The sequence below is a fragment of the Rhodococcus sp. FH8 genome, from assembly GCF_019266085.1.
Classification (GTDB): domain Bacteria; phylum Actinomycetota; class Actinomycetes; order Mycobacteriales; family Mycobacteriaceae; genus Rhodococcus_F; species Rhodococcus_F qingshengii.
The window spans coordinates 1-6,633 of sequence record NZ_LPNQ01000071.1 but is presented as its reverse complement, the minus strand read 5'-3'; the positions used below and the strand labels follow the sequence as shown (position 1 = coordinate 6,633).

Genomic DNA, 6,633 nt, shown 5'->3' with positions numbered 1-6,633 from the left:
CCGCCGCCGCGGCGTTGCAGTTCGAGGGCGAGGTGCAGGGCGATGCGGGCGCCGGACATGCCGAGGGGGTGGCCGACGGCGATGGCGCCGCCGTTGACGTTGACCTTGGCGGGGTCGAGGCCGAGTTCGCGGGTGGAGGCGATCCCGACGGCGGCGAATGCTTCGTTGATTTCGACGAGGTCGAGGTCGGTGGGGTCGATGCCTTCCTTCGCGCAGGCTTTGGCGATGGCCCGGGCGGGTTGGGACTGGAGGGTGGAGTCGGGTCCGGCGACGACGCCGTGGGCGCCGATTTCCGCGATCCAGGTCAGGCCGAGTTCTTCGGCTTTGGTTTTGCTCATCACCACGACGGCGGCGGCGCCGTCGGAGATCGGGGAGGCGGAGCCGGCGGTGATGGTGCCGTCCTTGCTGAACGCGGGACGCAGTTTGCCGAGGGATTCGGTGGTGGTGTCGGCGCGGATGCCTTCGTCCTGGGCGAAGACGATGGGCTCGCCCTTGCGTTGGGGGATGGAGACGGGGACGACTTCGTTGTCGAAGAGGCCGTCTTTCCAGGCGCGGGCCGCGTTCTGGTGTGAGGCGGCGGCGAAGGCGTCCTGCTCGGCGCGGGTGATGTGGGCGGTTTCTTGTTGGTTGACTTGTTCGGTGAGCAGGCCCATGGCCTGGTCGGTGAAGATGTCGTGGAGGCCGTCGTAGGCCATGTGGTCGCGGAGGGTGACGTCGCCGTATTTGAAGCCTTCGCGGCTTTTTTCNTTTCGAGCATGTGGGGTGCGCGGGACATCGATTCCTGCCCGCCGGCGACGACGATGTCGAATTCGCCGGCGCGGATGAGTTGGTCGGCGAGGGCGATGGCGTCGATGCCGGAGAGGCACACTTTGTTGATGTTCAGGGCGGGGACGTTCATGGGGATGCCGGCGGCGACGGCGGCTTGGCGGGCGGGCATCTGGCCGGCGCCGGCGGTGAGGACCTGTCCCATGATGACGTAGTCGACTTGTTCGGGTGCGACTGAGGACTTGTCGAGGGCGCCTTTGATGGCGATGCCGCCGAGGTCGGACCCGGAGAGGTCTTTCAACGATCCGAGGAGTCGACCCATCGGGGTACGAGCTCCCGCAACAATCACAGAACTGGTCACGATTTCCTCCGGCTGCAAAAGAGACATAGTCGTCGGTTCCGTGCGGCCTAAGAGCCAAGTCACATCCCGACGTGTACTCCTCAAACGGTAGCGCTACCGTGAAAGGTATGACACAGACCTCCCCCAGTTCTGCACTCGCGCCTTTGTCCTCCGACCTCGTCGTCGCGATCGATCACGTCGGAATCGCGGTGCCCGATCTCGACGTGGCAATCGCGTGGTACACGCAGCACCTGGGCATGGTGTCGACCCACGAGGAAATCAACGAATCGCAGGGCGTGCGTGAGGCCATGCTCTCCGTCGTCGGCTCCCCCGCCGGATCCACTGCCGTTCAGCTGCTCGCGCCTCTGGACGAGAACTCGACCATCGCCAAGTTCATCGACCGAAGCGGCCCCGGACTCCAGCAGCTCGCCTACCGGGTCACCGACATCGACGCCATCTCCGCCGAACTTCGCGACCGCGGGGTTCGGTTGCTGTACGACGCTCCCCGACGCGGTACGGCCAACTCGCGCATCAACTTCATTCACCCGAAGGACGCCGGCGGCGTCCTGGTGGAACTGGTCGAACCCGACGCGAGCCACTAGCAGACCCGACTCCAGCTCGTATGCCAGGTAGATTGTCGCCATGGCATACGAGCAGGACCGCGGTTCGATCCAACTTCCGTTCCAGATCGCACGGAAGGGATACGACCGCGACGAGGTACGCAACTACTTCGAGCGATTCGACGCGGAGCTGCGAGTTACCGCGGCTGATCGTGATGCTGCCGCTGCGCAGGCCCGTGACCTCGCCAAGCAGCTCGACGATGCACGCGACGACATCGACGACCTCCGCAAGGACGTAGACCGCCTCTCGGTACCGCCCACCACTGCGGAGGGCATGAGCGATCGCATCAGCCGCATGCTGCGCCTTGCCTCCGACGAGGCCTCGGAGGTGCGCGCGAAGGCCGAGGCCGACGCAGCCGAGATGACCTCCATCGCCGAACAGGACGGCGCCCGCCTTCGTGGGCACTACGAGTCGCTGATCGCCGAACTCGAGGACCGTCGCAACGCGATGGAAACCATGCACGAGCAGACCATGGCGCAGGCCCGTACCGAAGCCGCCCGGATCGTCGAAGCCGCGCAGGCCGAGCGGGATCGACTGGCTGCCGAGTCCGAGGCCAAGCGCACTCAGATCCGCGAAGACTTCGACATCTCGATGTCGGAGCGCCGCGCCAAGGTCGTCGCCGCCGTCAACGAGTTGGAGTCGTCGAGCAAAGCAGAGGCCGAGCGTCGACTCGCCGATGCGTCGCACGAGGCTCAGCGCAGGCTGCAGGCCGCCACTGATCAGTCCGAGCGCAAGATCGCTCACGCGAAGGAACTCACCGAAGAACTGCGCGTTCTCCGTGGCCGAATCCTGGCTCAGCTCTTGGGTATTCGCGGACAACTCGATTCGGTTCCGGCTATGCTCGCATCGGTCAACCGGGAGAGCGAACTCCTCGATGCACCGCCCGCTCCGGTCATCGTCGAAGCCGAGGAAGATCTCGAGATCGAAGACAAGAAGGCCGACGCAGATAAGGTCGACGCAGATCCGGTCAAATCAGAACCGAGTATCGACGAAGACGACGTTCTCGAGGACTCGGACGAGACGAACACCGCCGAGATCGACACCCGCGCCGTCGAGCAGCGAGCCCAGTCCAGGAACTGATCGACGCTCAGGACCACCGTCTGGTCAGGCTGCGCGTACCGCGGCCTGACCAGCATCCGGTATGCCAGTGTCGACGCTCGTTCGCGCCGCCCGGTTCCGAAGGCCACGTCACCACGTGAGCGACGCCGGGTCTGATGTCGTGATCACAACCGGGGCATCGATAGAACTTCGTCGCGTTGGAGCCGGGTATCGGCCTCACCATGTACATTTCACCGCCCGGCCCGGGTTCCTCCCGGACCAGCGCTCCGCCGAACAACACACCGCTTGGTGACGCCGACTCCGCGCTCGAATCCCGCGCACGCCGAGTATCCGTTCGACGGGTTTGCTTCGGCGAAGGTTTGCGGCGCGGCATGGTTCGAGTCTAAACAGCGTCAGAAGAGGCGGAACTCGGTGCTTTCGGTGCCCCGCAAGGCCTCGTAGTCAAGGACCAGGCAACGGATCCCACGGTCGTTGGCCAAAGTCTTTGCCTGCGGCTTGATCTGTTGCGCTGCAAAAACTCCCGTGACCGGCGCGAGCAGCGGATCGCGGTTGAGCAATTCGAGGTAGCGCGTCAACTGCTCGACGCCGTCGATCTCGCCGCGACGCTTGATCTCCACCGCCACCGATGCACCGTCCGCGTCACGGACCAGAAGATCGACCGGCCCGATGGCCGTCATGTACTCACGCCGCACCAACGTGTAGCCCGGGCCGAGTGTCTCGACATGCTCCGCCAGAAGTTCTTGAAGGTGTGCCTCGACACCGTCCTTGATCAATCCCGGATCGAGACCGAGTTCATACGACGAATCGTGCTCGACCTCTTCGAGAGTGATCCGCAGTTCCTCGCCCGCCTTGTTGGTGACGACCCACAGGATGTCGTCGCCGTCCCCGGTGGTCTCGACCAACCAGCACGGCGGACTCATCCAGTTGAGCGGCTTGTACGCCCGATCGTCGGCATGGATACTGACCGAGCCGTCGGCTTTGACCAACAGCAGTCGTCTTGCGGTAGGGAGGTGGGAGGTCAGGCGTCCCACATAGTCGACACGGCAACGAGCAATAACTAGGCGCACCGGACCACCCTAAGCGATCATTACGACTACTCTCGACACACTATGCAGCGAAGCCGTGTCCCGAGTGCGCCCCTGGGGTCGTGGCTGCTCGGATCCACCGACGAAAGCCCCAGGCGCCGTCGAATCCGCGTCCAGGCACTACTCACCGCCCCCCTCCTGGTCACAAACCTGATCGGAGCGGTACTGGCGATCGTGCTCATCGGATTCGTGGTTCCCGGCCCCGGGATCATCCACCCCGAATTCGCATGGATCAACTTCATTGCCGTGCCCGTCTTCATCGGGTGTGTCTTTCTCATCGGACTTCTGTGGGGCACCAAACGGCTGATGCGGGATCTTCGATGGGCCACCGAGGATCACCCACCGACAGAGCAGAATCAACGCGCGGCGCTGCGCGGGCCGTGGCGACTGACCCGAGTGCAAGCCGTCCTGTGGACGGCCGCGCTCATCACCTTCACGACCATGTACGGAATCGTCGACCCCAACACCATTCCGAAAGTTCTGTTCACCGTGGCTTTCAGCGGTATCACCACGTGCGCCTTCTGCTACCTGCTCAGCGAGTTCGCACTCCGCCCGATTGCTGCGCGTGCACTCGAATCCGGAGCACCCCGCAAGGCTGCCGTTCTCGGACTGACCGGCCGGACAATCCTCGTCTGGCTGCTCGGAAGCGGAGTCCCCGTCACCGGTTTGATGCTCGTAGCGGTCTTCAGCTTCATCCGGCCTGCTTCGTGGCAAGCCCTCGCGACCGCGATCCTCGTCATCGGCGGGATCACCCTGTGCGTCGGACTCGGGCTGACATACATCAACATCCGGTCCGCCGCGGCCCCCATTCGGTCCGTGCGACGAGGAATGGAACAAGTCACCCGTGGCGACCTCACCGCGTCCGTCGTCGTGTACGACGGAACGGAACTGGGACTACTGCAGGCCGGCTTCAGTCGCATGGCCGAGGGTCTGCGCGAGCGAGAGCGAATACGCGACCTCTTCGGGCGCCACGTCGGACACGAGGTTGCCGCAAACGCGGTTCGCCGAAACCCGGAGCTCGGCGGTGAAGAACGTGACGTTGCCGTACTCTTCGTCGACGTCATCGGATCGACCACGATCGCGGCCACCAACTCCCCTACGGCTGTGGTCGCTCTACTCAACCGTTTCTTCGACGTCATCGTCGACGAGGTGGACGCACACGGCGGATTCGTCAACAAGTTCGAAGGCGACGCAGCGCTGGCGATCTTCGGAGCGCCGACGACACTCGACGATCACGCCGGCAGCGCACTCGCCGCTGCCCGCAAGATTCAGCAGCGCCTGCGTGCCGAGGTTCCGGAAGTGAGCGCGGGAATCGGCGTCGCCGCAGGTGTTGCCGTAGCCGGGAACGTCGGTGCGCGAGAGAGATTCGAGTACACCGTCATCGGTGATCCCGTCAACGAAGCGGCGCGACTGTCCGAGGTCGCCAAGACGGTTCCGGGTAACGTCGCCGCATCCGGACGGGCTGTGGCTGCCGCTGACAGCGCCGAGGCTGCACAGTGGTCGATCACCGAGAACATCACCCTTCGCGGCCGCCTCGAACAGACCGAGCTCGCGATTCCGTGCGACGCCCTAAAGTCCGAGACCAGCCCATCAGACTCCGTGCCCGTGCAGCCCTGACCCCACCTCCCCCCTGAGCGAACGGCACGTTCGGTCGATCCAAGGCGATCAACGCCACGTTCGCTCGATGACTTTCCCGCTTCCCAACGGTCTATATCGAAACAGCGGAGATCCGACGACACCTGGGAGATGGGTACGACTATGAAACTGACGACCTTTACCATCGTCACTCTCGACGGGGTGATGCAAGGACTCGGTGGGCCGGACGAAGATCGCCGTGGCGGATTCGAGCGGGGCGGCTGGTCCGCGCCATTAGTGGACACCGAAGCCATGGATTACCTCGTCCAGGTCTACCAGCGAGCTGACGCGTTCCTGTTCGGGCGACACACGTACGAGATCTTCGCCGGCTATTGGGGCGCGTTCGAGAATCCCGACGTCAACCCCATTGCAAGCGCACTGAATTCGCGGCCCAAGTACCTTGCGTCGACGACGCTCACCGATCCGCAATGGAAGAATACGACAGCCCTTTCAGGTGACACCGCCATCGCTCTCGGCGAACTGAAAGCCAGACCCGGCGGTGAGCTTCAGGTGCACGGCAGTGGCAACCTGTGCCGCTGGCTTTTCGCGAACGATCTTGTCGACGAGATGATCCTGCTGATCGTTCCGGTGGTGGTAGGCCAGGGCACGCGACTGTTTCCCGACTCCGGACCGGACATCGCACTCGAGCTGGCCGAATCGCGAGCCACATCAAAGGGCGTGACGATTCAGAGGTATCTGCCGGCTGGCCGGCCGAAGTATGCGACTGCCACCGCCGACGGCATCGACTGATCCGGGCAAAGCGCCTGTCGTCCTCAGTCGTGTTCCCGCCCCTGATGGAGTGAACGTACCGTTCCCCTCGCCTAAGAGGGTGAGCGTGTCGTTCACTCGATGCGGGGGTGCCAGCGGGGATGCCCCCCTTCGATCGTGCGAACGGTACGTTCGGTCGATCTGAGGCGACGAACGTACCGTTCGCTCGAAGTCGGGGGCCGGCGACGGGATGTTTCGGGGTGTTTTGGGTACGAGAAAGCCCCCCAACCATCACTGGTTGGGGGGCTTCTCTAATGTGTGTTCGGCGGTGTCCTACTCTCCCACACCCTGTCGAGTGCAGTACCATCGGCGCTGAAGGGCTTAGCTTCCGGGTTCGGAATGGGACCGGGCGTTTCCCCT

At 64.0% G+C, this 6,633-nt stretch carries 6 protein-coding genes, 1 rRNA gene and 1 pseudogene; 4 read left to right on the top strand and 4 right to left on the bottom strand.

What is annotated here, in order from left to right:
* Nucleotides 1-1,126 (bottom strand): annotated as a pseudogene (locus ATN38_RS18400) (acetyl-CoA C-acetyltransferase); the annotation flags it as partial.
* A gap of 107 nt (nucleotides 1,127-1,233) precedes the next feature.
* On the opposite strand from ATN38_RS18400, the gene mce reads away from it, so the two are divergent.
* Both mce and ATN38_RS18390 read left to right on the top strand, forming a co-directional pair.
* Nucleotides 1,234-1,707 carry a methylmalonyl-CoA epimerase gene (mce, locus tag ATN38_RS18395; protein ID WP_037131968.1) on the top strand — a complete coding sequence of 158 codons (474 nt, stop codon included), beginning with the start codon at nucleotides 1,234-1,236 and terminating at the stop codon, nucleotides 1,705-1,707.
* Between the two features lie 40 nt (nucleotides 1,708-1,747).
* Complete coding sequence (locus ATN38_RS18390) at nucleotides 1,748-2,806, top strand: hypothetical protein (RefSeq protein ID WP_007733248.1); 1,059 nt, start codon at nucleotides 1,748-1,750, stop codon at nucleotides 2,804-2,806.
* A 7-nt stretch (nucleotides 2,807-2,813) separates the two neighbouring features.
* Here the strand turns inward: ATN38_RS18390 and ATN38_RS32870 are convergent, their stop codons facing one another.
* Both ATN38_RS32870 and nucS read right to left on the bottom strand, forming a co-directional pair.
* Entirely contained in the window at nucleotides 2,814-3,158 is a 345-nt protein-coding gene (locus ATN38_RS32870; protein WP_054828484.1) for a hypothetical protein, read from the bottom strand.
* Nucleotides 3,159-3,177: 19 nt separating this feature from the next.
* Complete coding sequence (gene nucS / locus ATN38_RS18385; RefSeq protein WP_007733244.1) at nucleotides 3,178-3,852, bottom strand: endonuclease NucS; 675 nt, start codon at nucleotides 3,850-3,852, stop codon at nucleotides 3,178-3,180.
* 42 nt (nucleotides 3,853-3,894) lie between these two features.
* On the opposite strand from nucS, the gene ATN38_RS18380 reads away from it, so the two are divergent.
* Together ATN38_RS18380 and ATN38_RS18375 are read left to right on the top strand one after the other, a co-directional pair.
* Nucleotides 3,895-5,487 carry an adenylate/guanylate cyclase domain-containing protein gene (locus tag ATN38_RS18380; protein ID WP_218748337.1) on the top strand — a complete coding sequence of 531 codons (1,593 nt, stop codon included), beginning with the start codon at nucleotides 3,895-3,897 and terminating at the stop codon, nucleotides 5,485-5,487.
* 141 nt (nucleotides 5,488-5,628) lie between these two features.
* On the top strand, nucleotides 5,629-6,255 hold the full coding sequence (locus ATN38_RS18375; protein WP_218748336.1) for a dihydrofolate reductase family protein: 627 nt from the start codon (nucleotides 5,629-5,631) through the stop codon (nucleotides 6,253-6,255).
* Nucleotides 6,256-6,533: 278 nt separating this feature from the next.
* Here the strand turns inward: ATN38_RS18375 and rrf are convergent.
* A 5S ribosomal RNA gene (gene rrf, locus ATN38_RS18370) occupies nucleotides 6,534-6,633 on the bottom strand; the annotation flags it as partial.